Source organism: Huijunlia imazamoxiresistens (genome assembly GCF_037132455.1).
In the GTDB taxonomy this organism is placed as follows: Bacteria; Bacteroidota; Bacteroidia; order Chitinophagales; family Chitinophagaceae; genus Flavisolibacter; species Flavisolibacter imazamoxiresistens.
Window position 1 is genome coordinate 236,548 of record NZ_JBBBEI010000001.1, and the last position, 25,299, is coordinate 261,846.

The 25,299-nt window shown below is 58.1% G+C and carries 18 protein-coding genes; 14 read left to right on the plus strand and 4 right to left on the minus strand.

Annotation, left to right across the window (positions count from 1 at the left end; genetic code table 11):
* Positions 1–60: 60 nt before the first annotated feature.
* Positions 61–2,505 (minus strand): PAS domain S-box protein, encoded by a 2,445-nt coding sequence (locus tag V9K67_RS00660; protein WP_336719344.1) that lies wholly within the window; start codon positions 2,503–2,505, stop codon positions 61–63.
* Between the two features lie 131 nt (positions 2,506–2,636).
* On the opposite strand from V9K67_RS00660, the gene V9K67_RS00665 reads away from it, so the two are divergent.
* The 9 genes from V9K67_RS00665 to V9K67_RS00705 all read left to right on the plus strand — a co-directional run bounded on the left by V9K67_RS00665 (position 2,637) and on the right by V9K67_RS00705 (position 11,912).
* On the plus strand, positions 2,637–3,062 hold the full coding sequence (locus V9K67_RS00665; protein ID WP_336719346.1) for a response regulator: 426 nt from the start codon (positions 2,637–2,639) through the stop codon (positions 3,060–3,062).
* A 196-nt stretch (positions 3,063–3,258) separates the two neighbouring features.
* Complete coding sequence (locus tag V9K67_RS00670; protein WP_336719347.1) at positions 3,259–3,609, plus strand: DUF6717 family protein; 351 nt, start codon at positions 3,259–3,261, stop codon at positions 3,607–3,609.
* A 150-nt stretch (positions 3,610–3,759) separates the two neighbouring features.
* Entirely contained in the window at positions 3,760–4,254 is a 495-nt protein-coding gene (locus V9K67_RS00675) for a hypothetical protein (RefSeq protein ID WP_336719348.1), read from the plus strand.
* A gap of 70 nt (positions 4,255–4,324) precedes the next feature.
* Complete coding sequence (locus tag V9K67_RS00680) at positions 4,325–4,795, plus strand: DUF3347 domain-containing protein (protein ID WP_336719349.1); 471 nt, start codon at positions 4,325–4,327, stop codon at positions 4,793–4,795.
* A 28-nt stretch (positions 4,796–4,823) separates the two neighbouring features.
* Positions 4,824–7,472 (plus strand): multicopper oxidase domain-containing protein, encoded by a 2,649-nt coding sequence (locus V9K67_RS00685; RefSeq protein ID WP_336719350.1) that lies wholly within the window; start codon positions 4,824–4,826, stop codon positions 7,470–7,472.
* 38 nt (positions 7,473–7,510) lie between these two features.
* Positions 7,511–8,089, plus strand: a complete 579-nt coding sequence (locus V9K67_RS00690; protein WP_336719352.1) for a helix-turn-helix domain-containing protein — start codon at positions 7,511–7,513, stop codon at positions 8,087–8,089.
* Between the two features lie 77 nt (positions 8,090–8,166).
* The gene (locus tag V9K67_RS00695) at positions 8,167–10,422 is read left to right on the plus strand and encodes a heavy metal translocating P-type ATPase (protein WP_336719353.1); all 2,256 of its coding nucleotides are present in this window, start codon (positions 8,167–8,169) and stop codon (positions 10,420–10,422) included.
* Between the two features lie 161 nt (positions 10,423–10,583).
* On the plus strand, positions 10,584–11,609 hold the full coding sequence (locus V9K67_RS00700; RefSeq protein ID WP_336719355.1) for a 2Fe-2S iron-sulfur cluster-binding protein: 1,026 nt from the start codon (positions 10,584–10,586) through the stop codon (positions 11,607–11,609).
* Between the two features lie 87 nt (positions 11,610–11,696).
* A complete protein-coding gene (locus V9K67_RS00705) occupies positions 11,697–11,912 on the plus strand; it encodes a heavy-metal-associated domain-containing protein (RefSeq protein WP_336719358.1) in 216 nt (71 codons plus the stop codon).
* A 147-nt stretch (positions 11,913–12,059) separates the two neighbouring features.
* Here V9K67_RS00705 and V9K67_RS00710 read toward each other — a convergent pair whose 3' ends face one another.
* Together V9K67_RS00710 and V9K67_RS00715 are read right to left on the minus strand one after the other, a co-directional pair.
* Complete coding sequence (locus tag V9K67_RS00710; protein ID WP_336719359.1) at positions 12,060–12,308, minus strand: site-specific integrase; 249 nt, start codon at positions 12,306–12,308, stop codon at positions 12,060–12,062.
* The gene (locus tag V9K67_RS00715) at positions 12,292–13,410 is read right to left on the minus strand and encodes a formylglycine-generating enzyme family protein (protein ID WP_336719360.1); all 1,119 of its coding nucleotides are present in this window, start codon (positions 13,408–13,410) and stop codon (positions 12,292–12,294) included. The genes V9K67_RS00710 and V9K67_RS00715 overlap by 17 nt, the downstream gene beginning before the upstream one ends.
* Positions 13,411–13,663: 253 nt before the next feature.
* Between V9K67_RS00715 and V9K67_RS00720 the strand changes: the two genes are divergently transcribed.
* A complete protein-coding gene (locus V9K67_RS00720) occupies positions 13,664–15,217 on the plus strand; it encodes a sulfatase family protein (protein ID WP_336719362.1) in 1,554 nt (517 codons plus the stop codon).
* Between the two features lie 34 nt (positions 15,218–15,251).
* Here the strand turns inward: V9K67_RS00720 and V9K67_RS00725 are convergent, their stop codons facing one another.
* Positions 15,252–15,983: a GntR family transcriptional regulator gene (locus tag V9K67_RS00725; protein WP_336719363.1), complete on the minus strand. Its 732-nt coding sequence runs from the start codon at positions 15,981–15,983 to the stop codon at positions 15,252–15,254.
* A 301-nt stretch (positions 15,984–16,284) separates the two neighbouring features.
* Here V9K67_RS00725 and V9K67_RS00730 point away from each other — a divergent pair, with 301 nt between their 5' ends.
* The 4 genes from V9K67_RS00730 (at position 16,285) to V9K67_RS00745 (ending at position 25,228) form a co-directional block, all read left to right on the plus strand.
* Positions 16,285–19,455 (plus strand): SusC/RagA family TonB-linked outer membrane protein, encoded by a 3,171-nt coding sequence (locus V9K67_RS00730; RefSeq protein ID WP_336719364.1) that lies wholly within the window; start codon positions 16,285–16,287, stop codon positions 19,453–19,455.
* A gap of 9 nt (positions 19,456–19,464) precedes the next feature.
* Entirely contained in the window at positions 19,465–21,381 is a 1,917-nt protein-coding gene (locus V9K67_RS00735; RefSeq protein ID WP_336719366.1) for a RagB/SusD family nutrient uptake outer membrane protein, read from the plus strand.
* A gap of 11 nt (positions 21,382–21,392) precedes the next feature.
* A complete protein-coding gene (locus tag V9K67_RS00740; RefSeq protein WP_336719368.1) occupies positions 21,393–22,148 on the plus strand; it encodes a DUF3823 domain-containing protein in 756 nt (251 codons plus the stop codon).
* Positions 22,149–22,282: 134 nt separating this feature from the next.
* Entirely contained in the window at positions 22,283–25,228 is a 2,946-nt protein-coding gene (locus tag V9K67_RS00745) for a glycoside hydrolase family 38 N-terminal domain-containing protein (protein WP_336719370.1), read from the plus strand.
* Positions 25,229–25,299 lie beyond the last annotated feature (71 nt).

Below are 25,299 nucleotides of genomic sequence, written 5' to 3' on the forward strand. Positions count from 1 at the left end.
GTTTGCGGGCGGAACTCATAACCGCGGGCTCCGGATTCTCTGATCGGCCTGTGCGAGCCCTTACCGGGGGCGGGGAAACACCAGTTCAAACCGGGCTCCCTGGTGCCTGACGGCCGTAGCTTTAATGCTTCCCTGGTGCATTTCGACGATCTTTTTCACAATGGCCAGCCCAACGCCGGTGCCTTCGTACTGGTCCCGGGAATGCAGGCGAAAGAAAATCTCGAAGATCTTTTCTGCCTGTTCCGGATCAAAGCCGATGCCGTTATCCTGGTAGAGGATCCGGTAGCTCTTTTCCCCGTTTTCGCTTATCTCTTCCGTCTTAATGGTCACCAGGGGCTTTCTTCCTTCCGGGCAGAACTTCAGGGAATTGGAAATCAGGTTTTGAAACACTTGTCCCAGTTGCAGCGGAATGCCCTCCACGGTGGGCAGGGGGTCCCAGTGAACGCAGGCACCTTTTTCCTGGATCAGTACTTCCAGGTCCTCGGCAATCTGGCCCAGCACCGCATTGAGGTCCACCGGTTCAAAGGAAAGCCGGTTCTGCGACAGGCGGGAAAAATTCAGCAGGTCGTCAATCAGCCGGGTCATGCGTTGGGCCGAAGAAGTAATGGTGTCCAGTTGCCGGAGGGTACGTGCGTCCAGGGACGGCTGCAGCTTTTCGGTCAGCAGCTTGCTGAAAAGGGTGATCTTGCGGACCGGCTCCTTCAGGTCATGGCTGGCCACTGAGGCGAACTGCAGTAACTCGTAGTTCCGCTTTTCCAGCTCTGCTGTGCGCTCCTTTACTTTCTGCTCCAGCAGTGCCAGGGTTTCTTTTTCCTTGTTGCGCAGTGCCTGCTGGATCTTTTTTTCCTCCGTGGTGTCCCGGGCCTCAATGACCGTTCCTTTGGGGACGCCATTTTCAATGATGGGGCTGGCTATAAAAGCTACGGGAACAAAGCTGCCGTCCTTGCGTACAAAGACCTCTTCGCCGCGGGTCTGGTTTCGGGAAGGAAGGGCGCAGTTAATAGCGCATTCCTCCATGGGGTAATGGCTGCCGTCGGGGCGGGTATGATGGATGTAATAATGCAGGGGCTTTCCCTGTACTTCCTCCAGCGTATAGCCGGTCATTTGCTCGGCGGCAGGATTCATGTAGGTGCAGATCTGGCGGTCGTCCATCAGGAACAGGGCCTGGAGGGTAGTGCCCATGATAGTATTGATCAGTACGTTCTGGCTTTCGAGTTTTTCCTCCGCCAGCTTCCGTTCGGTAATGTCGGAAAGCGAGCCGACAAAACCGCCGAAGGTGCCGTCCTGCCCGAAGTAGGGGCTGCCATGGGTGGAGCACCAACGCACTTCCCCGTCGCGGCGCCGGATGCGGAAATCCGCCGTAAACACTTTGCGGGCGGCAAAGGCCTGGAGGAAGGCCTCCTGGGTCTTTGTCCGGTCTTCCGGTTCTACGCCGTTCAGCCATCCCTGGTCCAGGTGGCTTTCCTGCGTGCCGCCTGTCCAGTCCGTCCAGGTTTGGTTAATATAAATGGTTTGTCCTTCGGCATTGGTCATCCACAGCACGACGGGGGAGATATTACTGATCAGCTGGGCGAAATCACGGGTCTTTTGAAGGGCTTCCTCTGTTTGTTTGCCCCAGGTGATGTCCTTCACCGCCGACATGACATGGGGCTTGCCCCTGAAGAGAAAGCGCGAACCCTTGAAGTCGGCTTCAAACAGCGTCCCGTCCTTGCGGATGCGCGTATTGGTGCCGCGGTACTGCCGGCCGGAAAAGGCAATTTCCTTCAGTACCTGGAAGTCGGAGGGGTTTTGGAACAGCCGGCTGGCATGGGTGCCGATCAGTTCGGCATAAGCGTAGCCGAAGATCTGGCAGGCCGAAGGGTTCGCTTCGGCAATAAAACCGTTTTCGTCGTAAATGATGATGCTGTCGGAAGTGGCATTAAAGATGCTCAGGTACTGTTCTTTTTGTTCCAGCAGCCGGCGTTCCGTTTGCTTTTTTTCTTCGAACAAATGGGCATTGGTCATGGCAATGGCCGCCTGGATGGCAATGCCTTCCACCAGTTTCTGGGACTGTTCCGTAAAGACCTTTGGCTGGGAATGGCCGAAAAACAGGCCCCCGATCGGCTCTTTGGTTACCGGTGAGACCACCGGCACCGCCAGGTAGCTTTTTACCGGCAGGTGGCCCTTGGGCATCCCGTCGTAGGGCGGGTTCTGCCCGTATTGCGGCTGCTCCGTCACATCGTCGTAGCGCACGGTGCCGCGGGCGGTAAAGGTAGGGTCGAATATTTTAGTGTTCCGGGGCATGGGAAACTTCGAGAATGCTTCCCGGGAAACCCCGGAAATGGTATACAGCATGAAGGATTCCCCTGCTGCGTTGGTGACATCGTAAAAAAAAGCGCCAAACTCCGCGCCTGCCATCTCGGTGGCCAGGTCAGTGGCCCGCTGTACCACTTTTTCCAGTTCGATTTCAGAACTGATCAGCTTCCCGGATTCGAGCAACAGCTCAAAAATCGATTTTGTATACAAGCGTTCGCTACTTTAATAATGGTTAAAGCTCAGCAAGATAATTCATTCGGGCAAAAAAAAGCCGGCCGTCCTTAAATGCCCCGCTCTAACTCTGCTGTTTTATAGATACTTTTGCATTAAATGATTCGTTTATGAAGAAGGGAAGGCAGTTGCATATTTTACTGGTGGACGATGACGCGATGGATCGGGAACTGTTTATAGACGCGTTGGGGCCCGCAGAAAAGAATTGCTTGGTATCCGAGGCTTCCAACGGGCAGGAAGCATTGGATTTTCTTCAAAACCCCTCCCTGCCGGACGTGATCGTTTTGGATCTGAATATGCCGGTCAAGGATGGCCGGCAAACGCTGCAGGAATTAAAGGCGCACCAGGTCTACAAAAGCATTCCGGTTTGTATTCTTTCCACTTCCGGAGCTTCCAGTGACGTGTTGCAGGCTTATGATACCGGGGCTTGCCTTTATCTGGTGAAGCCCCATGATTACAAGGGGCTGATCGAAATGCTTTCCTGTCTGCACGCGATGCTTGCCGGATATGTGACCCTGCCCCGCTGGGCCAATTGAAAGGCCTAAGGTCATTTACCGCAGACTGCATCCCCATTTTTCTTCAAAATGCATGTTCCGGGTTACTGCGCCCTTTTCAGCTTTGTGGCTTTGCCAGGTGGTGTTCGTATTTTTACGAATGGAAATCGTGATTTTACGAAGATGAGTCGTATTTTTACGAGACCAAAACGTAAACTGTAAAACATCAAGCCACCTTATGTTTACCATCACCTATTTTAAGCTGGGAACCCGCTGGTTCCTGGATTATCCTCAACACCTGGACCAGGGAGGGGCTGAAGAAGACCTGGAGGCCATCGGCGGCTTTGTCGATTTTCTAAACCTGGCGGCCAAGGGACTGGATTTTGTTCATTTGGAAATTGGAGACCAGCCCTTTACGGGGGCAGAGGTGGCCGAACGCACCGGTTTCAGCGGAGAAAAGACCGGCGGCTACTACCTTATCAGCCAGGTGGACGGCCTGTCGGCCGAAGTAGAGCTATGGGTCAATGAAATGATTTACTCCCTGTTTTCCGACCTTCCGGAGCGCCTCTATTATAAACGGGCATCCTGAGCAGGAGAGGCGTTGTTTTTTCTCCTTCAAACGATAAAAAAGTCCCGGGCGCCCCTTTATGGAGCATCCCGGACCTAATAAAATATAAATCTGCAGTAAAATTTTATTACGGCATATCCTTTTTCCCCCTCTACCTTTGGTGCTCGTTCAATGACCCGCACACAAAAAAATAGGATAAGGGCCCTGCTGCTGCTGCTGGTATTTTCCTTGAATACCCTGGCGGGATTTGCCTGTTCGGTGGGCATGAACCTTGGCTATAACCGCGGGCACCATCACGGGCAGGGGGGACACGGCCCTGGCAAACACGTGCAGGGAAAGCAGGACCACGGCAAGGGGCACCTGCCCGGAGCAACCGGGCACACCCGGCACCATGACAGCGGGGCGGCAGTCCATGTCTCCCCGGTGGGAAAAGAAGATTGCTGTTCAGGAGACGTGACTCGTCTTGCCCGGCAGGTTAAGAAGGTTGCCGACGAAACCCCGGCGCCTGAGGTTCCGGTACTTATGCTATCGGACATCAGCCTGCTGCTCCTACCCACCCCGTGTCGCCGTGATCCGGGCGCTAATTCCCGCTTCCAGTTTGTCCGACGAAGTTGTTTTCTCAACGATACCGACATCCGAATCGCCATCCGCTCCTTCCAGATTTGATTTTCTGCCTGGAAAAGGCAGGCTTTGTCCTGCCCGTACTCCCTTTATTTCCAACAGAAAATCAATGATAATGAAAAAGATCCTCTTTACTATTGCCCTCATGGCCACCGGCCTGCCGGGTTTTTCGCAGGACACTACCGGCAATGCTTCCGGCCTGCTGCCTCATTACTACAACCTGAAAAACGCACTGGTGGCCGGCGACGCTGCCTCAGCCGCCGCTAACGCCGAACAACTCCTCCAAACGCTCAATACGATCGATTACAAGGTCATTTCAGAAGGAAGTATCAACGCCCTGCTGAAAGATGCCACCGCCCTTTCCTCCACCAAAGACCTCAAAAAGCAGCGCACCCTGTTTGCGAACCTTTCCCGGAACCTTTCTGCCGTGGCCGCTTCGGTGCGGCTGACGGCCCGGCCGGTCTATAAGCTGTACTGCCCCATGAAAGGCGCCTACTGGCTCAGCGCGGAAAAGGCCGTGCAAAACCCCTATTATGGCAGCAGCATGCTGACCTGTGGCCAGGTGGTGGCCACCCTGCAACCCTGATTTTAAGATGAATTCCAAAAGAAATGGCATGAAAAAGATGATTCTGGTGGTGCTGCTGGCAACCGTTTCCCTGTTGGCGGGAGCACAGAAAACGATCCAAAAGGTGATTTATACCTGTATCATGCACGAGCAGGTACGGAAGGACCGCCCCGGCACCTGTCCCATATGCGGGATGGACCTGGTAAAAAAGACCATCCGGGTGGCAGCACCAAAGCGTGTCCCGGCAAAGCCGGCAGCGCCGGCAAAACGGGAGGTAAAACCATCGGCCAGGCAGCAGGCGGACACGCTGCCCCGCGAAAAGGAGCGGAAGAAGGAGGACATCAAAACGGACACGGCCGCCGCGGGGCACCAGCACCAGATGCCCCAGGATGAGCACAGCGAAACCGAAACAGAAAAGCCGCAGGTTTTTCTGCAGCAAGGAAAAACGGTGCGCTACGACCTCTACGTGAGCGACACGGTGGTGAACTTTACCGGCAAACGCAGGAAGGCCGTCGTCATTAACGGCTCCCTTCCTGCCCCCACCCTCACCTTTACCGAAGGCGATACGGCGGAGATCTATTTGCACAACCGGCTGAAAAAGGAAGAAACCTCCCTGCACTGGCACGGCGTCATTCTGCCCAACCAGGCGGACGGGGTGCCTTACCTGACCACTGCCCCCATCGGGCCGGGGGAAACCCACCTGTACAGGTTTGCGGTAGTGCAGAACGGCACTTACTGGTACCATTCGCATACGGCCCTGCAGGAGCAGGCCGGCATGTACGGCGCCCTGATCTTTAAGCCCAGGGCGGATACCCAGCAAACCACGGCTGGCAATAGAGCAGGGGAGCGGCACCATACACTGGTGCTGAGCGAATGGGCCGATGACCGCCCCTCCCAGATCCAGCGGCGCCTGCGTACGGCCAACGACTGGTTTTCCATTAAAAAGGGCAGCACCCAGAGCTATGCCGAAGCCATAGCGGAAGGTCACCTCGGCACCAAGCTGCTTAACGAATGGAAGCGGATGAAGGCCATGGACGTTTCCGACGTGTTCTACGACCGCTTCCTCGCCAACGGTCGGCTCCAAAGTTCGGTGACGGGGCTGAAGGCCGGCGACCGGGTGCGGCTGCACGTGGTCAATGCCGGGGCTTCCTCCTATTTCTGGCTGCAGTACGCCGGGGGCAAGGTTACCGTAGTGGGTCATGATGGAAACGAAGTGGCGCCCGTGGCGGTGGACCGCCTGATCGTGGCCCCGGCGGAAACCGTGGACCTGCTGGTGACCGTGCCCCGGAATAGGAGCTATGAGCTGCGGGCCACCTCCGAGGACCGGACCGGCGCAGCTTCGCTCTGGCTGGGCGCGGGCCCCCAAATGCCCGCCCCGGTGCTGCCGCGGTTGAAATACTTTGAAGGCATGCGGATGATGAACGCCATGATGCGGACCAACGGCACCATGAAGGATATGGGCATGCAGATGAGCAACCAGAAAATGGATATGAATTCTGTCATGTACCCCGAACGCTCCGGCCCGGGCACCGAAGGGGGCAGCATGCCCCTGGATTCTTCTGGCGGCGAAGCCCCGAACGACACGATGGCCGCCAAGGCCGAAGCCCAAATGCCGCAGGAAGGGGCGCCTGCAGGCCATGATATGCATCATATGGGCGCTATGGGCGGCTCCGGCCCCCTCACCCTTAATTACGACCTGCTCCGTTCCCCGGTAAAGACCACCCTGCCCGGGCAGGGGCTAAGGACCCTGCACTTCACCCTGACCGGCAATATGAACCGCTACGTCTGGACGCTGGACAACAAGACGGTGAACGAATCCGACCGTATCCAGATCCGCAAGGGGGAGGTGCTGCGCCTGGTGCTGACCAACCACTCGATGATGCGTCACCCCATGCACCTGCACGGCCACGACTTCAGGCTGGTGAACAGCGGGGGGGAATACGCCCCGCTCAAAAACGTGCTGGACATCATGCCCATGGAAACCGATACCGTCGAGTTTGCCGCCAACCAGAGCGGCGACTGGTTCTTCCACTGCCATATCCTGTTTCACATGATGGCCGGCATGGGCCGGGTATTCACCTATGAGCACTCGCCGCCCAACCCCGAGCTGCCCGATAAAGCCAAAGCCTACCGGATGTTCAAAAAAGACAACAGCATGCGCCACCTGATGGTGCGTGCCGGCATCGAGTCCAACGGCAGTGACGGCGAGGCCATGCTTTCTTCCAACCGCTATGCCCTGCAGCAGATCTGGCATATGGGCCTGAATCTCCATCACGGCTTTGAAAGCGAAACCATGATCGGCCGCTACCTGGGCGTGAACCAGTGGTGGTTTGCCTATGTGGGCTTCGATTACCATTATAAGAAGCTGGACGGCAAAGGGCTGGACAAGGCCGAGGAAAAGAACCTCTTCGGTCAGCAGAGCAACAAGAACCATCGTAAAACGGTGGTGGCGGGGGTGCAGTACACCCTGCCCTGGCTGGTGCAGGCCGACGCCCGGGTGGACGGCAACGGCAAGTTGCGCTTCCAGCTCAGCCGTGAAGATATCCCGCTGACCAAACGGCTGCGGATGAACTTCATGGGCAACACCGACAAGGAATATGCTGCGGGGCTGCGGTATATTCTTTCCAAGTGGCTGGCCCTTTCCACCCATTACGACACCGATATGGGGCTGGGTGGAGGCATAACGCTGACCTATTGACCCGGCTCCGTTAGGTACGTTTATATAAAAAATATGCTATGCAACATCGGAAATATTATATCAGGGGGATGGTCTGCGAGCGGTGTATCGCCTCGGTCAAAGAGGCCCTGGAGCACCTGGGCGTCGAGGTGGTGGCGGTGGGCCTGGGTGAAGTGACCCTCGCGCCCCATGCCCAAATACCCGAAGAGCAGGTTCAGGAGCGCCTGCAGTCCCTGGGCTTCAGCCTGCTGGAAGACAAGCGGCTCCGGCTGTTAAAGGAGGCAAAGGCCCTGGTGGCCGAGGTGTATTCCGGCTCCTTTGACTTTCCCCCGGGCTTCCGCTTTTCCACCCTTGCCGCCGACAGGCTCCGGGTCAGTCCCGATGCGATCAGTACGCTTTTCTCCGAAATGGAAGGGACTACGCTGGAGAAATACATCATTGGTTTCCGGATTGGTAAGATCAAGGAGCTCCTCGTCTATACCGACCGGTCCCTGGCCGACATGGCCTTTGCCCTGGGCTTCAGCAGTGTGGCCCATCTTTCTGCGCAGTTCAAAAGCAACACAGGACTGAATCCCTCCCACTTCAAAAAGATCCAATCGAGCAAGGAGGCTGCCCGGTCCCGCGCCGGCGGCTCCTGAAATTGTATAAGGTAAAGCGCTTATAGTGTAACAGCTACCTGCTGCATCTGCAGGACCTTTGTGAAAATCATTCCATTATGTCCGAAACAATCACCATAAGAAAGGATGCAGCCAGGGGCAAGAGCGTGAGGGAAACCTTCCCGGTGCTGGAAATGACCTGCGCCGCCTGCGCCGTCAGCGTAGAATCCATGCTCAAATCGGTGGACGGGGTACAGGACGCCGGGGTCAACTTCGCCAACCAGAGCGCCTGGGTGGAATACAACCCTTCGGTAGCCACGAAAACCGACCTGCAAAATACCATCCGCTCCATCGGGTACGACCTGGTGATTGATACCGAAAACAGCGAGGAAATACGGGAAACGGCGCAGCAAAACCATTATAAAGCCCTCCGCCGGCGCACCCTCTGGTCTTCGGTCCTTTCCCTGCCCATCGTGATCATCGGCATGTTCTTTATGGACCTGCCTTTTGGCAACGGCATCATGATGGCCCTGTCCACGCCGGTGGTCTTCTATTTCGGAAAAAGCTTTTTTGTTAACGCCTTCAAACAGGCTGGGCACGGGAAGGCCAACATGGACACCCTGGTGGCCCTGAGCACCGGCGTTGCCTACCTGTTCAGTGCGTTCAACACCCTGTTCCCGGGCTTCTGGCACCAGCGGGGCCTGCACGCCCACGTCTACTTTGAAGCCGCCTCCGTCATCATTACCTTTATCTCCTTAGGAAAGCTGCTGGAAGAAAAAGCTAAGTCAAATACCTCCTCTGCGCTGAAAAAGCTCATGGGCCTTCAGCCCAAAACCGTTACCATGGTCCACGAAGGCGGTCCTACGATGGAAATGCCCCTCAGCGCGGTGAAAGCCGGCGACACCCTGCTGGTAAAGCCCGGGGAAAAGATACCGGTGGACGGCGTGGTGACAGGGGGCGAATCCTACGTGGACGAGAGCATGATCACCGGGGAGCCGGTGGCGGTGCTCAAGAAAAGCGAAGAAAAGGTCTTTGCCGGCACCATCAACCAAAAAGGCTCCTTCCAGTTCCGGGCGGAAAAAGTGGGCGCCGATACGGTGTTGGCCCAGATCATCCGCAGGGTGCAGGAGGCCCAGGGCAGTAAAGCACCGGTACAAAAACGGGTGGACCAGATCGCCGGTATCTTTGTGCCCGTGGTGATCGGCATCGCCCTGCTCACCTTTATGGCCTGGATGCTGCTGGGCGGGGACAATGCATTCACGCATGCCCTGCTAACGGCCGTCACCGTGCTGGTGATCGCCTGCCCCTGTGCACTGGGCCTGGCAACGCCCACGGCCATTATGGTGGGAGTCGGCAAAGGGGCCGAAAACAACATCCTGATCAAGGACGCCGAAAGCCTGGAGTTGGGCCATAAAGTAAATGCCGTAGTGCTGGATAAAACCGGCACCATCACAGAAGGCAAACCCGAGGTAACCGACCTGCAGATCCTGGATGAAAGCCGGCAGGGGGCCTTAAAGGCCATCCTGAAGGCCATTGAAGCCCGGTCGGAACACCCCCTGGCCGAAGCGGTGGTCCGGCAGGTAGCAGCGGAGGAAAGCGCCCCTGTTTCGCTGGAAGGAGTGGAAAGTATTACGGGCAAGGGCATCACCTCGGTACACGGGGGCCGTAAATATGGGGTGGGTAATCTCAAACTGATGCAGGAGCTGGGCGTGCTGGTAAAAGGAGCGGTCAGCCGGAGAATGGAAACCCTGCAGGCGGAAGCCAAAACGGTGGTGTTGTTTTCTGAAGACCGGACCGTGGTGGGCCTCATTGCCATTGCCGACAGGGTAAAAAGCACCTCCCGGCAGGCAATTGAAACCCTGCTGCGCTCGGGGATCGAGGTGTACATGCTTACCGGCGATAACCGGCACACGGCGGCCGCCGTGGCCCGGGAAGCGGGGCTGAAGGAGTTCCGGGCCGAAGTGATGCCCTCGGACAAGGCGGCCTTTGTGCAGGAGCTGCAAAAGCGGGGTAAAGTGGTGGCCATGGTGGGCGACGGCATCAACGACTCCCAGGCGCTGGCCCAGGCGGATGTCAGCATTGCCATGGGCAAGGGTTCCGATATCGCCATGGATGTGGCCAAGATGACCCTGATCACCTCGGATTTGAACAGCATCCCCAAAGCCCTGAGGCTGTCGCGCAAAACCGTCGGGACCATTCGCCAGAACCTGTTCTGGGCCTTTATCTACAACCTGATCGGCATTCCCCTGGCGGCCGGCGTGCTGTATCCCGTCAACGGGTTCCTGCTGGACCCTATGATCGCCGGTGCCGCCATGGCGCTGAGCTCTGTAAGCGTAGTGAGCAACAGCTTACGGTTAAAGATGAGCAGTCTGTAAGCAAAAAGCGATACAGGTAAATAAAGTTTAGAATCCAAATTTATATGGCTTTGCTGCACCAGCCGATCAACCGACAGGGTGCAGCAAAGCCATTTACCATCAAATAGTTAAGAAAGAATTTTGTAATGAACCATAAGGCATACAACTGGAAAACAGCTTCCGTGACGCAAGAAACGGAGGATACCGTAACCATCACCTTTGAAACCGACGGGCAACCCTTTCCCTACAGGCCGGGGCAATTTGTAAACCTGCGGCAGATTATTGGAGGTGAGGAGATTTTAAGGTCATATTCGCTCAGTTCCGCGCCGGGGGAGGACGAAAAGCCCGCTATCACGATCAAAAAAGTGGAAGGCGGCAGGATGAGCAACTTCATCTTCCGCCATGCGCGGGACATCCGGGTGTGGGAAGTGGACGGGCCCCATGGCGCCTTTTATGCCGTCCCGGAGGCGACCGGCGGGCACCCGGTGGTGCTTATTGGCGGGGGCAGCGGCATCACGCCCCTGTACTCCATGCTCCAAGCCTTTTTGAAGCATTCCGGGCGACCAATCCTGGTGATCGATTGCAACCGCAGCTGGAAGGACGTGGTCTTTGCCGGTGGCATCACCCGTTTGGAACAGCAGTATGCCGACCGGCTGCAGGTCCATCATTTCCTTTCCCGGGAAACGGGGACAGCCGGCCTTCCCTGCCGAAATGCGCGGGCGGAAAAGCTGAGCCGGCTGGTGCTGAAGAAAACGCTGAAAAAATTTTTGGGCGCAAGCACCCGGGAGTCGGAGTATTTCCTGTGCGGCCCCGGCGGGCTCATGAAGCTGGCCACCGAAGTACTTCATTTCCTGGAGGTCCCTGCCGGTCACATCCATCAGGAAGATTTTGCCCCGGCAGCGGAGGAGCCTGTAGCTATAGCGCTCCCCAGGGTTCCCAAAGAAGTCTTGCTGCATTATTATGAGCAATCCAACCTGTTGGAAGTGCAGTCAGGAAAGACCATACTGGAGGCCGCCCTGGAAGACCGGGTGCCGCTTGGCTACTCCTGTAAAAACGGTACCTGCGGCCGGTGTGCGGCCCGGCAAACCGCTGGTCGTGTGCACATGAGGAAGAATAATGCGTTGACGGAAGAAGAAGTAAATGGAGGTTTCATTCTTCTTTGTCAGAGCCACCCCCTGGACGACGCGGTGGAAGTGATCATTGAATAACGGTCAAAATCTTATACAAACCGGCCGCTAAAGTATAACGGGAGCCTCTCCGAAGCCGGCTAATTTTACCCTGTAAATTTAAAAGTCATGGAAACATTGAAATTCAAAACGACCATTAAATGCTCCGGCTGCGTGGAAAAAGTAACTCCTGTACTGAATCAGGTAGTGGGTGAGGACAATTGGGAAGTGGATACCCGGGTTCCTGAAAAAGTGCTGACCATTGCATCGGAAGAAGCGGTAAATCCGGCTGAAGTGGTAAAGGCTTTGGAAGGCGCCGGCTATAAAGCAGAACCCTTAAAATAACACGTTCTCCCCAAGTCGGGCGCAACGATTTCTCGTTCCGTCATTCGGAGGGCGAACTCCATTTTAGAATACAAAAGTCCTGGCGTGACCAGGATTTTTTGTTTCTATACGGTAAGGAGATGAACACACAGAAGCAGGGAGTAAACACTATTTCATATTTTTCAGTTTTTCCTCCAACGCCGGGATATCAGCGCTCACTTTATTTTCCAGCACTTTCGCATAACTCTGGGTGGTGGTGATCTTGGTAGGGCCCAACATACGGCTTACCGTTTCAATAGGTACACCATTGGCCATTGAAAAGCCCTGCTCTATTTTTCGGATGGAGGAGGTGATCGCCCAAATAGCGGTATCATCGCGGAAGTGCTGGGATGCCGGGTTTTTAATTAGGAGCAACACAGCGGAAACCGGTATGTTCCGACCCGGAATCGGGTGACGTTTTCATACGGGCCGACACCCGGTAGCTGGCACAATAGGAAGCATGGCAGAGGAAGGAGCCGCCCCGGATCACCCGCTTGGGGGTATAAGGCTCCTGCGGATCCAGGCTCGTGGCCGGCCCGCGGGGATTCCGCGCCGGCTGGCCCGGGGACTGCCGGTAATAATCCTCGCGGTACCAGTCGCTGCACCATTCCCACACATTGCCGGCCATGTCGTAGAGGCCGTAGCCATTGGGAAGAAACTGCCCGACCGGCGCCAGCCCCGCAAAGCCATCCCGGGCGGTATTCTTCACGGGAAAGGTCCCCTGCCAGGTGTTGGCCTTTGCCCGGCCCGTTTCCACCGCCTCCCGGCCCCAGCTGTAAGGTTGGCCGCTGAGGCCGCCACGGGCCGCGAACTCCCATTCGGCTTCCGTGGGCAGGCGCTTGCCGGCCCAGCGGGCATAGGCGTTGGCATCCTCCCAGGAAAGGTGCACCACCGGGTACGCCTCCCGGCCTTCCAGGTTGCTGCCCGGTCCCTGGGGGTGCTGCCAGTCGGCTCCCTGCTGCCAGCGCCACCACCGGGTGTAATCGGTTAAGGGAACGGCCTGCGCCGGGGGCGTAAATACCAGGGAGGCGGCCACCAGCAGGCTGTCGTCCGGTTTGGGCGTTCCCGCGGGCAATTGTTTTTTGAGCTCCTCCCAGTCCGGTGCCTTTTCGGCCGTCGTTACATAGCCGGTGGCGTCCACGAATTTTCTGAACTGGGCATTGGTGACTTCCGTCGCATCCATCCAGAACCCGTCCACCTGCACCCGGTGCTGCGGGTATTCGTCCCTTCTTCCTTCGTTATCAGAGGCGCCCATCACATATTCCCCTCCCTTGATCCATACCATGCCGTCCCGCGCAGCGGCGCCGTTGGCCCGGGCGGAACCCGGAAAGGCAGGGTAGTTCGCTGCCGCAAAACGCGGGGGAATATTTTGGTGACAGGAAAGGTTTTCGGGTTGTTTTTTTACAACCGGCTGGCTGTTCGCCGAACGGGTGGCTACCGCCACGCATAGAATAAGGCCCGCTATTTTCAACTGCTTCACGATAATTACTTACGATTTACAATAAAGGTAACGGAACCGGCTGCATACCGGCAAGCACAAAAAATGTAAGGGAAATTCCCGTCCGCTTCCGGATACGGCCGGGCAAACAGGAAGGCAACATTGAGAAAAAAACAATGTAGTAATGTATGTACAAATGATGTACCTTTGACCTGTTCGAGTTCCGGGCAGGTGCGCGGGGCTCCTGCATTCACTCATCCTATTTTTCCCAGACACTATGACTTCCTTACTTGCCATGAAAAAATTGCTCCTGACGCTTGGTGTCGGGATGGCCCTTTCCGCCTTTTGGGGCCATGCCCAACCCGCAACCGCCCAAGCCGGCGGCCCGCCCGCAAAGCCCAATATCATCGTCATCATTACCGACGACCACGCCTACCAGGCCATCAGCGCCTATGGGTCGTCGCTGATCCAGACCCCCCGGATCGACCAGCTGGCACGGCAGGGGGCCCTGATGCAGCAGGCGTACGTGACCAATTCGGTCTGCTCCGCCAGCCGGGCGGTGATGCTCACGGGCAAGTATTCCCATGTGAACGGCCTGCGCGACAACGGCACCTTCTTCAACGGGGCCCAGGAAACCCTGCCCAAGATCCTGCAGCGCAACGGCTACCGCACCGCCATCGTCGGCAAATGGCACCTGTGGAGCGACCCCACCGGCTTCGACTACTGGAACATCCTGCCCGCCCAGGGGCATTACTACCAGCCGCCCTTTAATAAAATGGGAAAAGACACGGCCTATACCGGCTACGTCACCGACGTGATCACCGACCTTTCGCTGGACTGGATCGAGCAAAACCGGGAAAAACCCTTCTTTATGGTCCTGGGGCATAAGGCCCCGCACCGCAACTGGATGCCCCCCATCAAATACCTCGACCGGTTCAACGACCGGAAGTTCCCGCTGCCCGCCAACTTTTACGACCGCTACGACGGGCGGCAGGCCCTCCGGCGGCAGCAAATAACGGTAGGGGAGCACCTGGACGTGCGCTACGACAGCAAGGTGCCCTGCGACAGCTGCCCGGTGGGCGCCGTCAACGACTGGGCCCCGGCCGAATACCAGCGGGAGGTGGAGCGCCTTACGCCCCGGGAACGGCAGCTTTGGGACAGCAGCTACGCCAAAGAATACGAGGAGTTTAAAAAGATAGATAACCCGGACCAGAAGGTCCGCTGGCAGTTCCAGCGCTACTTGGAGGATTACCTGCGCTGCGTGCAGGCGGTGGACGACAACGTGGGCCGGGTGCTGCACTACCTGGAGGCCAAAGGGCTGGCCGAAAACACCATCGTGGTCTATATGTCCGACCAGGGCTTTTACCTGGGCGAACACGGTATCTACGATAAACGGTTCATGTACGAGGAGTCCTTCCGTACTCCCATGATGATCCGGTATCCCCGCCTCATCCCCGCCGGGCGGAAGGTAAAGGAGTATGCCCTGAACCTGGACATCGCCCCCACCTTGCTGGACCTGGCCGGCCTGCCCGTGCCGCAGGACATGCAGGGCGCCTCCCTGAAGCCCCTGCTGCAAAAGGAAAAGACCGGCAGCTGGCGAAAGGAGATCTATTACCACTACTACGAAAGATCCTTCGGGCTGACCAACCATTACGGGATCCGGACGCCCCGCTACAAGCTGATTCATTTTTATGACCCCATCGACAGCTGGGAGCTCTATGACCTGAAGAAGGATCCCAAGGAAATGAAGAACCGCTACGCCGATCCCGCCTATGCCTCCGTGGTGGCCGACCTGAAGGTGCGGCTGAAAAAGCTGCAGCAGCAGTACAGGGACCCGGTGCAGCAATAGGCCGGAAAGCCCACCGAAAAAAAGCCGCAGTGGATCATTCCCTGCGGCTTTCTACGGTATATACAAAGCTGTCGGCCCGGTAATACCCCAGGTTGTATTCGATGGGGCGGTCGCCCTGGTCGAATACAAAGCGCTTGCGCAGCAGCACGGGGCTGCCTTCGGCTATATCGAGCTTGGTGGCGATGAACTTGTCGGCGGCCTTGGCGCTGATCTCTTCCTGCGACAGGTTGGCCCGCACGAAATAATCCATTTCGAGGATGTCGTAGAGCGGGCGCTTGAAATCCTCGTCGCCGGTCAGCCCGATCCGGGGATGGAAATACGAGATGAAATAAACGAACGGACCTTCATTCTTTCCCCGCAGGCGCTCCAGCTTGAGCACTTTCTTGTCCCGCGCAATATCAAAGAAGTCGGCCACCACTTCGTCGGGAAGGACCCAGCTGACATGGAGCTCGAAATTTTTTACCGGGATCCCGCGGGCCTCCATTTCCTGGGAAAAGCTGAGCCAGTTGTTCGACTTGGAGCTGACCGCGCCGCCGGCCACCTTGGTGCCGATGCCTTTCTTGCGGATCAGCAGCCCTTCGTATACCAGCTTGTTCAGCGCCTGCCGCAGCGTGGTGCGGGAGATCGCCAGCTGGCGGGCCAGGTCCACTTCGTTGGGCAGCAGCTTTCCATTGGCGTATTCGGGGTCTTTTATGAGGTTCCGCAGCACCTCTTCTGCCTGCAGGTGCAGCGGTATATAACTCTGATGATCGATGGACAGGTTCATATTGACGGGTTTTGGATGATTTTCATCAAAAGTACAAAAAATTATTTGTCACATTGTATGTATGTCTGTATGTTTGTACATATAAACGCGCCGCCCGGCGCTTTCGAATTTAAAAATTGCCATAATGAGACGTTTACCCCCTGCCTGCCCCGTCCCCGTTCCCTGTGAATGCTGCGACGATTCCGCCTGTTCCTCCGCGATGAGCCCGACGCATTTTACCAAAGCGCCACCCTTCCTCCGCCGAAGTACCTGGTCCTGTTCAACCCATTTATCCATCATTAAACAGACTGCTTAATCCGTTATGAATCCTTCATTACCTATCGACCCCGCAAAAGCCGGTAAGCCTTCCCGGCAGCCCTGGTCCGCTAAGCTGAAACCTGCTTTACCCTTTATTTTTACCCTGGCTGTAGGCGTGCTGGGCGCCGGTTCCGCTTGGGCCCAAACCCCGGTGCGCATCCAGGGTACGGTGCTCGACGAAGGGGGCAAACCCCTGCCCACCGTGACCGTATCCCTCAAAGACAACGCCGGCGGAACGACCACCGATGCCGGGGGCAATTTCTCCCTGCCGGCGAAAACCGGCCAGACCCTGGTCTTCAGCATGGTGGGCTTCAAGCCGGTGCAGAAGACGATCTCCGGCCCTTCTTCCTTCACCATCACCCTGGCCTCCTCCACCGTGGCGCTGGACGACGTGGTGGTGGTCGGCTACGGCACCAAGAAGAAGACCGCCCTTACCGGCGCCATTTCTTCCGTGAGCAATGCCGAGATCGTAGCCACCAAGAACGAGAACGTGCAGAACATGCTGACCGGCAAGATCGCCGGCCTGCGGGTGGTGCAGAACAGCAGCGAGCCAGGTTCCTTCGATAACTCCTTCGATATCCGGGGCCTGGGCGCCCCGCTGATCATCATCGACGGCGTTCCCCGCGACAACATCGCCAGCCTGAATTCCAACGACATCGAAAGCATCTCGGTGCTGAAAGACGCTTCCGCCGCCATCTACGGCGTGCGGGCGGCCAACGGCGTGGTGCTGATCACCACCAAGAAGGGAAAGAAGGGCGCCCTTGAACTGAACTACAACGGCAGCTACGGCCTGCAGGTTCCTTCGCGGCTGCCCGAACCGGTGGGCATCGAGGACTACATGACGCTGGTGAACGAACAGCGCATGCACAACATCAACGGCGGCACGCCCCTGTACACGGCCGCCGATTTCGAAGCCTACCGCAACGGCACCAAAAAGGCCGCCAACTGGCAGGATGCCATCATCCGCAATTCCGCCCCGCAAGCCCAGCACGACCTGAGCGTGACGGGCGGCAGCGAGAATACCACCTATTTCGCCAGTATCGGGTATACTTCCCAGCAATCCTTTTTCAAAAGCAACGACGTCAACTACCACCGAGTCAACCTGCGTTCCAACCTGAGCTCCAGGATCACCAAAAGCCTGACGTTCGACCTGAACCTCAGCGGCATCCTGGGCAAGAAGGACCAGCCCTACATCTCGCCCTGGTACGTGTTCCGCAGCCTGTGGTACCAGCCGCCGACCCAGTCGATCTACGCCAACGACAACCCGGCCTACCTGAACAACGTGCTGAGCGGCCTGAACGGCGTGGCCCATTCTTCCAGCGACATCAACGGCTACCAGGTCCGCGACAATAAGTGGTTCCAGTCCTCCGCCAGCCTGAATTACGTCGTTCCCTTCGTCAAGGGCCTGAGCGCCAAGGCGCAGTACAGCTACGATTTCAGCACCAACGTGAACAAGCTGTACCAGAAGACGTTCAACCTGTACAACTACAACGCCAGCAACGATACCTATGCGGCCGTTCCTAACCAGAAGCCGGCCACCATCCGCAGGGAATACGCTGAATTTCCTTCCAACCAGGTGCAGCTGTCGCTGAACTACGCCCACACCTTCGGGGGCGCGCACAACCTCAGCGCCCTGGTGCTCTATGAAAAGACCAACCGCAGCGGCGACAACTTCAACGCCCAGCGCGAGCTGTCCATCGACGTGGACCAGCTGCTGGCGGGCAACAGCCTGAACCAGCAGGGCGCCATGGCTGCCGGCAACCTGTACCGCAGCGCCATCGCCGCTTACGTGGGACGCCTGTCCTACGATTACAAAGGAAAGTACATGGCGGAATTCGCGTTCCGCGAGGACGGCTCCTCCAAGTTCGCCGCCGACCAGCAATGGGGCTTTTTCCCCGTGGCCTCCGCGGGCTGGCGCGTTTCCCAGGAAAATTTCTGGAAGAGCAGCTCCTCCCTGTCGTTCATCAACAACCTCAAGCTCCGGGCTTCCTATGGTAAGCTGGGCGATGAAAACGCCTCCAACTACCAGTTCATCACCGGTTATAACTACCCGGCCGGCGGCTCCTCGGACAAACTGCCCGCAGGCGCCGTATTCGAAGGCGCGTTCATCAACTCCGTGCAAAGCAAGGGATTGCCCAACCCCAAACTCACCTGGTATAACGCCACCACCCTCGATGGCGGTATCGACCTGGAAGCCTGGAACGGCAAACTGGGCCTGAGCGTGGATTATTTCGAGCGCAACCGCACCGGCCTGCTTACCACCCGCCTGTCGACCCTGCCCGACGTAGTAGGGGTGGGCCTGCCCCAGGAAAACCTGGAAGGCGACCGCACCCGCGGGGTGGATTTCGACATCACTCACCGCAACCGGATCGGCCAGTTCCGCTACAACATCAAAGGAACCTTCGGCCTGACCCGTACCATGAACACGACCCGCATCAAGGCCAAAGCCGGCAACTCGTACCTGAACTGGAACAACAGCTACAATACCAACAACCGGTATAACAACCTGTACTGGGGCTATGGTTCCGAAGGCCAGTTCGCCAGCTACGAGGAACTGGTGAAGAGCCCCATCTTCGTGCGCAGGGGCACCGTGGTGGGCGACTACCGCTACGAAGACTGGAACGGCGACGGCCAGATCGGCGTGGACGACAACCAGCCCATCGCCCTTACCGGAGCGCCCCTGCTGACCGGCGGCCTGACCCTGGGCGGCGAATTCAAAGGCCTGGACCTCACGCTCCACTTCAACGGCGCCGGCAGGTCGTATGTCTCTTATTTCGAACAGCTGAACACGCCCCTCTGGGCCGGTGGCGGCGCCCTGGAGCAATTCCTGAATCGCTGGCACCCCGCTGATCCTACCGCCGATCCGTATGATCCCAAGACGGTCTGGATCCCGGGCCATTACGCCTATACCGGCACCGTGCCGTATACCAACACCCTGGCGAATGCCTCCAGCTCGGCCTACATCCGCCTGAAGAGCGCCGAGATCGGCTATACCGTGCCCGGCCAGCTGCTGTCCCGTCTCGGTATCAAAGGCCTCCGCGTGTACACCAACGGCTACAACATGTTCACGCTGACGAAGCTGAAATACCTCGATCCGGAGCACCCCTCCAGCCAGTTCGGGTACCTCTACCCCCTCGACATTAAATACACTTTTGGTCTGAACGTAAAACTCTAATAAAGAAGCATGAAAAACTGTTTTTATATCCTTCTCGGTCTGTTAATTCTCGGGCTGTCGGCCTGCCAGAAGCTGGACCTGCCGCCGCTGAACGTGGTCCAGGATAAGGATGTCTTTTCCAATACCAGCGGCATCGACGCCTACATGGCCCGTATCTACAGCCAGATCCCCATTGAGGACTTCAAGTACTCCCATACCACGGGGTTCAACAACACCTTTTTCGGTCCTCCCAGCGCCACTACCGGCGAAGCCATCAGCCGCGACATGGGCAATACCACGGAGACCTTCGGCTATTGGGCGGATGCCTATAAGCTGATCCGCGAGTGCAACTACTTCATGGAAACCCTGCCCGCCTACGCCGGCAACTTCAGCACGGCGCAGGTCAACAACTGGCTGGGCGAGGCCCGCTTCATCCGGGCGGCCACCTACTTCGCCCTGGCCAAACGCTACGGCGGCGTGCCCATCGTGGACAAGGTGCTGACCGGCGCCGGCAAGGGCATCAGCGAGCTGGCCGAAAGCATCGAGGAGCTCAAGGTGCCCCGCTCCCCCGAAGCGGCGGTTTGGGACTTTATCGCGGCCGACCTGGATTTTGCCTATGCCAACCTGCCGGAAACCGCTTCGAAGAGCCGGGCCAGCCGGTATGCGGCGGCCGGCTTCAAGTCGCGGGCCATGCTCTACGCCGGCAGCATCGCCAAGTACAACCAGATCGACCTGACCGTAAAGGGCGGCCGCCTGTGCGGCATCGCCAACGACAAGGCCGTGGCGTATTTTAAGGCCAGCTACGATGCGGCCGCCCTGCTGAAGGGAAAGTTCAGCCTGTACAAAAAGAACTGGGCCGCCGGTGACAAGAGCGCCCAGTACCAGAACTTCGTGAACCTGTTCCTGGATGCTTCCAGCCCCGAGAACATTTTCGTCAAGCAGTACAAGTATCCCGACGCGGTGCACGGCTACGACGCCCATAACGTTCCCCGCCAGCTGTGGGGCCCCGGCGGCTATTCGGCCGAAACCAATCCCACGCTGGATTTTGTGGAAATGTTCGAAGGCCTGCCCAAGAACGCCGACGGTACCCTCCAGACCCTGGATGCCAACGGCAAGTATCTCCTGTTCAGCAACCCCATGGAGCTGTTTGCCAATGCCGAACCGCGGTTACGGGCCACCGTGATCTTCCCCAACGATGTGTTCAAAGGCGAAAACATCGAGATCCGCAGGGGCATCTATACCGGCAGCTCCGCCGCGGGCATCAGCCGGCTGGTTCCGGCAGGCTCCACCGCCGCTTACCCCACGGCCAACCTGGTGACCTCCGCCGGCTCCGCCCAAACGGCCTATACCCTGCCCAATGGCAGCAAGATGAACCCGGCCGGCCTGAGCGGCGTGTTTACCAACTACAGCGGCTCCGCAGGCAATATCTCCGGCTTTTCTATTAGAAAATACCTGTCGCCCGACAAGCCGACCGCCGAAGTGCTGCCGAACCGTTCCGAGCAAACCTGGATCGAGCTGCGTTATGCCGAGGTGCTGCTGAACAGCGCCGAAGCGGCCTACGAGCTGCACCAGGCCGGGCAGGGGGGCACCTACCTGGCGGACGCCCTGGCCAACATCAACCTCATCCGCGAACGGGCCGGCGCCACGCAACTGGCCAACCTCGCCTCCATCGACGAGATCCGCCGCGAAAGAAGGAAAGAGCTCTCCTTCGAGAACAAAACCTGGTGGGATATGAGAAGGTGGCGCATCAGCGACAAAGAGCAGAACAGCACCATCTACAAGATCCTGATGCCGTTCTACGTGGCCGATGCGGGTAAATACATCTTCGATTCCCGGTTCGACGAGCGCAACACCCGCTACACCTTCGACCCCCGCTGGTACTACCACCAGATCCCCGCGGGCGTGATTACCAAAAGCCCCAACCTTGATCAAAATCCTGGCTATTAATTCCTATCAACATGAAACTGAACCTGAAAGCTATAGCATTCGTCCTGGCCGTGGCCGCCGCCGGCTCGTGTACCAAGATCGATAATTACGAAGCGCCGACCGAAACCCTCCGGGGCAACATCATCGACGCCGGCACCGGCAAGCCGGTGCAAAGCGAAGTGTCGGGCGATAACGGCGCCGGCACCCGCATCAAGCTGCTGGAACTGAGCTGGAGCGAAACCCCCACCCCCCTGTACCTGGCCTGCAAGCAGGACGGCACCTACAACAATACCAAGGTGTTTGCCGGGAAGTACAAAGTCTCCGCCGAGGGCGCCTTTGTGCCCCTGGTACAGGGCACCACGGTGGATGGGAGCAAAACCCTGGAGATCAGGGGCGGCACCACCACCCTCGACTTTTCGGTGGAGCCGTTCCTGCGCGTGGAATGGGTGGGTGAGCCGGTGCTGAACAGCAACGGCACCATCTCCGCGAACGTCAAAGTGACCCGCGGTACGGCCAACCCGGCTTTCCAGCAGAACATCACCGACCTGTACCTCTATGTCAACAGTACGCCCTATGTCGGCAACAACAATTTCGACAACCGCTACTCCCAGCGCCTGGCCTATAGCGGTACCGCCGGCAACGCCATCGTGGGGCAGACCGTTACCCTGACCACCATCGGCGGCGTGCTGCCCAAATCCCGGGATTATTATGTTCGGGTGGGCTCCCGGATCGACTACGGCTTAAAGCAGTTCAACTACAACGAGCCCAAAGTAGTGACCGTTCCCTAGGTGCACCCATACCTGTCGTGTTACCGGTATCCTCCACGTAGTCCGCTCTTTTACCCGGGGCGGACTACGTTCCTTTACCTCGTCCCTTCTCCTACGCTTTTTGTTTTCCGAAAACCTCCGCTAAATACTTAAAAATGTCCCCTGCACGTTTGTTTTCCCTGCTGTGGCCTGCCTGCCTCGGGTATGCGCTGCTGCAGACCGGGTATGCCCCCGGTTTCCCAGTCCTGCGCCCGGAGCCCACAAAAATTTTTTCCCCCAAATCGGATCCCTTCACCTTCGATTACGCGGTAAAACCCTGGTACAAGTACCGGCCGGACGGGAAGCCCGGGCGGGAAGTACTGCTGTATTTCCCAAAAACCCCGCTGAGCGGCAAGATCCTCCTGACCACCGAGTGGGAAGGAAAAAAGGAAGTACGGGAGCTGGCCCCCGCAACGCCCTGCGATTCCCTGGCGGTGCTGCTGCCGGCCAATGCCGGCCTCAGCGCCACCACCGTGAACATTACGCTGCAAAACGGCGAACGACAGTACCAAAGGCAGGTAGCCGTGCCCGCAAGCAAGCAATGGACCGTGTACATCTACCCGCATTCCCACGTGGATATCGGCTACACCAACCTGCAGGAAGTGGTCGAAGACCTGCATGTGCGCAACATCGACGTGGGCATCGACATCGCCCGCAAAACACAGCATTATCCCGAGGGCGCCCGGTTCATCTGGAACCCCGAAGCCACCTGGGTGGTGCGCAGTTACCTGAAAAAAGCCAGCCCGCAGCAGAAGAAATCCTTTGTCGAGGCCGTCCGCAAAGGCTGGATCCAGATCGACGGGGCCCACTCCAATCTGAATACCAGCGCCTGCTCGGATGAAGAATTGCTCCGGGTATTTGAAAACAACCATGCCATCGCCGCCGCCACCGGCGTGCCCATCACCACCATGGTGCAGATGGACAATCCCGGCGGCTCCTGGGGACTGGTGCAGGCGGCGGCGCAAAACGGAGTAAAAGCCTTTTTCAGCTTTCCCAATTATTACGACCTGCGGCACAGCTGGGACCATAAACCCTTTTACTGGGTGGCGCAGAACGGAAAGGACCGGATCTTCTTTTTGCAGGCCGCTTCCTACGGCTGGGGCTACCGGCTGAAGGGCAGCATCTACGGCCTGGCCAAAACCCAGTCCCTGAGCCCGAAGTACGACCGCGTGAGCACGGCCGACCCCCTCAAAAACTTTATCGACCCCTTTATTTTCCAGGAGACCGCCAAGCTCGAAAAGGCCAACTCTCCCTATGATATTTATGCCATGACCTGGTCGATGGCGGATAACTGCCTCATCGATGCCGACCTGCCCGAAGCGGTCAGGCTGTGGAACGAACGGTACGCTTTTCCCAAGCTCAAAATCGCGGGCATTAAGGAAATCCACGCCGCCTATGAAGCCAAATACGGCTCCGTGATCCCGGAATACAAAGGCGATTTTACGGAGTTCTGGACCAACGGCCTGGGCTCCGATGCCCGCCGCGTGGGCATGGGCCGCCGGGGCAAGGAAAACCTGGTGCAGGCGGAGGCCCTCTGGGCCCTGCTGGGAAAAAACCGCCCGGCGCCGGTAGACAGCCTGAGCCGGTCCTGGGAACAGCTGCTGCTGGCTTCCGAGCATACCTGGGGCTACCAGGACCCGCGGGCGCCCCTGGCCAAGAAGGTGGAAGCCAACAAGGCCGCCTTCTTTGAACAGGCCGAAAGCTCCAGTAAAGAATGGATCCGCCGGGCGCTGGAGCCGGTGGCGAAAAAGGAAGCCCCGGGCATCGCGGTGGTCAATACCCTTTCCTGGCCGCGGGGCGGCATCGTTACCCTGTCGCCGGAACAGGGCAGGGCAGGGGACCGGGTAGTGGACGACCAGGGCAAAGAAGTATTGTCCCAGCGCCTGTCTTCCGGGGAACTGATCTTCCGTGCGGAAAACATCCCGGCCCTGGGTTCCCGCCTGTATAAAGTCCTGCCCGGCCGCTGCAGCCTTTCCGGCGATACCGAAGCGGGCGCGGCACTGCTGCAAAACAGCTTCCTGACGGCCACCCTGGACCCGGCGACCGGCAACATCAGCCGCCTGCTGGAGCGGAAGACCGGCCGCGAGCTGGTGCGGCCTTCCTCCCCGGTGGCCCTGAACAGCTATCATTACCTCCTGGGCGTGAAGAACGGCAAGGACAGCACGTTCACGACCGGGCACCCCACGCAGGTGGCCCTCCGGGTAAAGGAGAAAGGACCCCTGCTGGTGTCGCTGGAAGCCGTCTCGGAGGCGCCGGGCTGCCGCAGCCTCACCCGCGAGGTGCGCCTCTTCAGCGGGCAGCCCTACCTGGAGCTGGTCAACACGGTGGACAAGATCGCCACCCGCAAAAAGGAAGGCATCCACTTTGGCTTTGATTTCAACGTGCCGCAGGGCGTTGTCCGCATGGATATCCCCTGGGGCAACATGGTGCCGGACCAGGACCAGGTGCCCTCCGCCAACAAGAACTGGTTCACCTTCCAGCGCCACGTGGACATTTCCAACCCGGAGTACGGGCTGACCTGGACCTGCATCGAGTCGCCGCTGGTGGAAGTGGGCGGCCTGTCGGGCAATATCCTGGACGGCGCCCGCCAGCCCTGGAACTGGCTGAAAAGCACGCCGCCTTCCCAAACGCTTTATTCCTGGCCCCTGAACAACCACTGGGATACCAACTTCCCCCTGGAGCAGGGCGGGCTGATGTCGTTCCGCTACCAGGTGCTGCCGCATGGGAAATACGACCCCGTGGTGGCCGCCCGCTTCGGCCTGGAACAGAACCGGCCCTTCGTCGTGGTGGCAACGGATAAGAACCCCGTGGACCGGGCGCCGGTCTCCGTGGATAACCCCAACATCATGATCTCCACGCTGAAGAAAAGCGCCGACAATAAAGCCCTGATCCTGCGGTTGAAATCCGTTTCCGGCCAACCCGAACGGGTCACGCTGGGCTGGCCGGCCGGGACGCCGCGCTCCGTGCGCACCTGCGGGGCCGACGAACGCCCCGGGCCGAAAAGCCCCGGTACCGTCATGGTCCTTCCTTATGGCATGACCACCTTCCGCCTCGAATTTTAAACCCTTTTGAAAACAACGAATAAAAAAATGCCGGGATTCTTTGTTAATATGTATATACATACCTACATTTG

Coding starts and splice junctions, on each gene's coding strand:
- V9K67_RS00730 (WP_336719364.1), top strand. CDS start 16,285: ATGAATCCTTCATTACCTATCGACCCCGCAAAAGCCGGTAAGCCTTCC.
- V9K67_RS00680 (WP_336719349.1), top strand. CDS start 4,325: ATGAAAAAGATCCTCTTTACTATTGCCCTCATGGCCACCGGCCTGCCG.
- V9K67_RS00685 (WP_336719350.1), top strand. CDS start 4,824: ATGAAAAAGATGATTCTGGTGGTGCTGCTGGCAACCGTTTCCCTGTTG.
- V9K67_RS00725 (WP_336719363.1), bottom strand. CDS start 15,983: ATGAACCTGTCCATCGATCATCAGAGTTATATACCGCTGCACCTGCAG.
- V9K67_RS00720 (WP_336719362.1), top strand. CDS start 13,664: ATGAAAAAATTGCTCCTGACGCTTGGTGTCGGGATGGCCCTTTCCGCC.
- V9K67_RS00690 (WP_336719352.1), top strand. CDS start 7,511: ATGCAACATCGGAAATATTATATCAGGGGGATGGTCTGCGAGCGGTGT.
- V9K67_RS00745 (WP_336719370.1), top strand. CDS start 22,283: ATGTCCCCTGCACGTTTGTTTTCCCTGCTGTGGCCTGCCTGCCTCGGG.
- V9K67_RS00665 (WP_336719346.1), top strand. CDS start 2,637: ATGAAGAAGGGAAGGCAGTTGCATATTTTACTGGTGGACGATGACGCG.
- V9K67_RS00705 (WP_336719358.1), top strand. CDS start 11,697: ATGGAAACATTGAAATTCAAAACGACCATTAAATGCTCCGGCTGCGTG.
- V9K67_RS00670 (WP_336719347.1), top strand. CDS start 3,259: ATGTTTACCATCACCTATTTTAAGCTGGGAACCCGCTGGTTCCTGGAT.
- V9K67_RS00675 (WP_336719348.1), top strand. CDS start 3,760: ATGACCCGCACACAAAAAAATAGGATAAGGGCCCTGCTGCTGCTGCTG.
- V9K67_RS00740 (WP_336719368.1), top strand. CDS start 21,393: ATGAAACTGAACCTGAAAGCTATAGCATTCGTCCTGGCCGTGGCCGCC.
- V9K67_RS00735 (WP_336719366.1), top strand. CDS start 19,465: ATGAAAAACTGTTTTTATATCCTTCTCGGTCTGTTAATTCTCGGGCTG.
- V9K67_RS00695 (WP_336719353.1), top strand. CDS start 8,167: ATGTCCGAAACAATCACCATAAGAAAGGATGCAGCCAGGGGCAAGAGC.